General features: G+C 65.2%; 2 protein-coding genes and 1 pseudogene. 2 read left to right on the plus strand and 1 reads right to left on the minus strand.

Annotation, left to right across the window (positions count from 1 at the left end):
* Positions 1 to 588, plus strand: a pseudogene (locus WBV89_RS18460) (hypothetical protein); the annotation flags it as partial.
* On the plus strand, positions 585 to 1,742 hold the full coding sequence (locus tag WBV89_RS18465) for an acetyl-CoA acetyltransferase (protein WP_423982798.1): 1,158 nt from the start codon (positions 585 to 587) through the stop codon (positions 1,740 to 1,742). The pseudogene WBV89_RS18460 and the gene WBV89_RS18465, both read left to right, overlap by 4 nt.
* Positions 1,743 to 1,772: 30 nt before the next feature.
* Here WBV89_RS18465 and WBV89_RS18470 read toward each other — a convergent pair.
* On the minus strand, positions 1,773 to 2,688 hold a 916-nt coding region (locus WBV89_RS18470), incomplete at its 5' end, for an alpha/beta hydrolase (RefSeq protein WP_423982799.1).

The raw sequence follows: 2,688 nt of genomic DNA on the forward strand, positions 1-2,688 counted from the left end.
AACCTCAACGACCTCACCCACTTCGCCTACCTGCACCACGACAGCGCCGGGTTCGACGACGCGTTCCTCGAGCTTCCCACCACCATCGAAGAGACACCCGAAGGCGTCAGCTGCTACCGCGTCCAGCGCGACCCTGCCGAAGCCGCCAAGTTCTTGCCGCCCGACGTTCAAGCCCGGATCGGCGACCGTCCGGTGGAGCAGTGGGACGGCGGGGTGGCGATCTCGCCCGGCGTGTTCAAGGGGGACGCACCGATCAAGGTCGGAGACCCCGACTCCGACGACGTCGAGATCTTCAACCGGTACATCATGCACTACCTCACACCGGAGACCGCAACGACACATCACTACTGGTGGTCGGTCACCGACGACTACTCACCGAACATCCCCGAGGTCAACGAGATGATGACCGCCGCCTTCGACACGGTGTTCAACGAGGACGCCTGGGCCGTCGCGCACATGCAGAAGCTGTTGGACGAGGACAAGCACGACTACCAAGAGCTCGTGATCGGTGGCGACAAGGCGGGCCTGCTGTTCCGTCGGAAGGTGCTCGCCTGGGTCGAGGAAGAATACGGAGACGCAACGGCATGAACCCGAGCATCATCGGCTGGTCGCACCTCCCCTTCGGGCGCCGCGACGACACCCTCGAAGAGATGATCATCGAGGTGTCCCGAAGCGCCATCGCCGACGCCGACATCTCCTCCAACGATGTCGATGCCACATGGCTCGGTCATTTCAACAGTGGGTTGGTGCCCGACGGCTTCCCAGCCTCGCTGGTGATTCAGGCCGACGAGGGCCTCCGGTGGAAGCCGGCGACGCGGGTGGAGAACGCCTGCGCGTCCGGGTCGGCTGCGATCTACAGCGCGATCAACGCCATCAAGTCGGGCGAAGCGGAAATTGCGCTCGTCGTCGGCGCCGAGAAGATGACGAACAACAGCACCAACGACGTCGCGGCCGCCCTCGGCGGGGCGTCGTACCAGAAGGAAGAAGCGGGGCTGTCGTTCCCCCAGATCTTCGCCCAGTTCGCACAGGCCTACTTCGACGAGTACGGCGACCATTCCTCCACGCTCGCCGCCATCGCCGCGAAGAACCATGCGAACGGAGCGAAGAACCCGTTGGCGCACATGCGCAAGGACGTCGGATTCGACTTCTGCAACACGGTGTCGGAGAAGAACCCGATGGTCGCCGAACCGCTGCGGGTGACAGATTGCTCGCTGATCTCCGACGGCGCCGCCGCGATCGTCATCGCCTCCGACGACGTCGCCAAGTCCTACGACCGAGCGATCCGCTTCCGGTCCACCGCCCACGTCCAGGACATCCTGCCGATGTCGCGGCGCAAGCTCACCGACTTCGAAGGACCGGCGCGCTCCTTCGCCTCGGCGTTCGACCAGGCGGGCATCTCGGTGAACGACCTCGACTTCGCCGAGATCCACGACTGCTTCACCATCGCAGAACTGCTCGTGTACGAAGCAATGGGACTCGCGCCGAAAGGTGAGGGTGCTTCGGTGCTCGATCAAGGCATCGTCTACCCCGACGGTTCCCTGCCGATCAACCTGTCCGGCGGGCTCAAGGCCAAGGGGCACCCCGTCGGCGCAACCGGCGTGTCGATGCATGTCATGTCCGCCATGCAACTCGCAGGTGAAGCGGGCGACCTTCAGAAAGCCGACGCCGACCTTGGCTGCGTCTTCAACATGGGCGGCTCGGGCGTGGCGAACTACTGCTCCGTCCTCGAACGCCGCAACTGACCAGGTGGCCGAGCGGGTGCGGCTCGAGGGTCACACCGCGAAGTCGTAGATGAGCTGCGCGAGTTCGGTCACCATCTCGGCCTGGGCCTTCGGGTCCATGTAGTGCGTGGCGTCGAATTCGTGGTGTCCGGTGAACCGGTCGCCGAGCGCTTCTTCCCATTGCCGGAGATAGTCGGGATGGGCTCGGTGGTCGCCCGCCTGACGAATGCTCAAGACCGGGATCGTGGTACGCGCAACATCTGCGGGTCCGTCCGCCTGGCTGACGTCGGTCGCCCATTGGCTGAGCCAGGATCGCAGGCTGGAGAAGCGGCCCAGTCCGTTGCCGGCTTCGTTGACCTCGCGGATCGCGTCGACGTCGCCCCCGAAGTCGCTCGATTCGGCGAACATGAACGGGTCGGCGTTGGTGCGGTGAACGATGAACGCTTCGTCAGCGTTCGGGCCGTACATGCCTTCCAGGGTGGCGAGCCGCTCGCGCACCCAGCTGGTGATGCGCTCCATGCGCGCAGCCTGCCCGGCACGGACCCGGGCGACGAACTCGTTGCTGAAGGGTGGACCGTGACGAGGATCGAACACGTCGAGCTCGGGGTCACGCTGCAACGGATCCGCTTCGTCGACGATCGCGGCGTCGAGGACGTTGCGCAGTGTCTGTGATCGTCCGAGATGGTGGCCGAACAGCACCAGCTTGTCGGCTGGCGGCAATTGCTGCGACGTGAGCAGGCTCGGGCGCCCGTCCGGGAGATGGGTGGCGGTGAAGTCCTCGGCTTGGGCCTGGTAGAAGCACAGCAGCGACGCCCCGCCGGAGAAGCCGAGCAGGACGATGCGCTCGTACCCCCGTTCCCGGAGAAAGCGGATGCCGGTTCCCACGTCTTGTGCGCAGCGCTCCATCAAGAGCGTCGCGTCGCTGCCGACGAACCGGGTCTGCACCGTCATGGTGGAGAGACCGAGC

Source organism: Ilumatobacter sp. (genome assembly GCF_049588435.1).
Classification (GTDB): Bacteria; Actinomycetota; Acidimicrobiia; order Acidimicrobiales; family Ilumatobacteraceae; genus Ilumatobacter_A.

Bases quoted from the DNA above. Each gene is read 5' to 3' on its own strand.
- WBV89_RS18465 (WP_423982798.1), top strand. From the start codon at position 585: ATGAACCCGAGCATCATCGGCTGGTCGCACCTCCCCTTCGGGCGCCGC.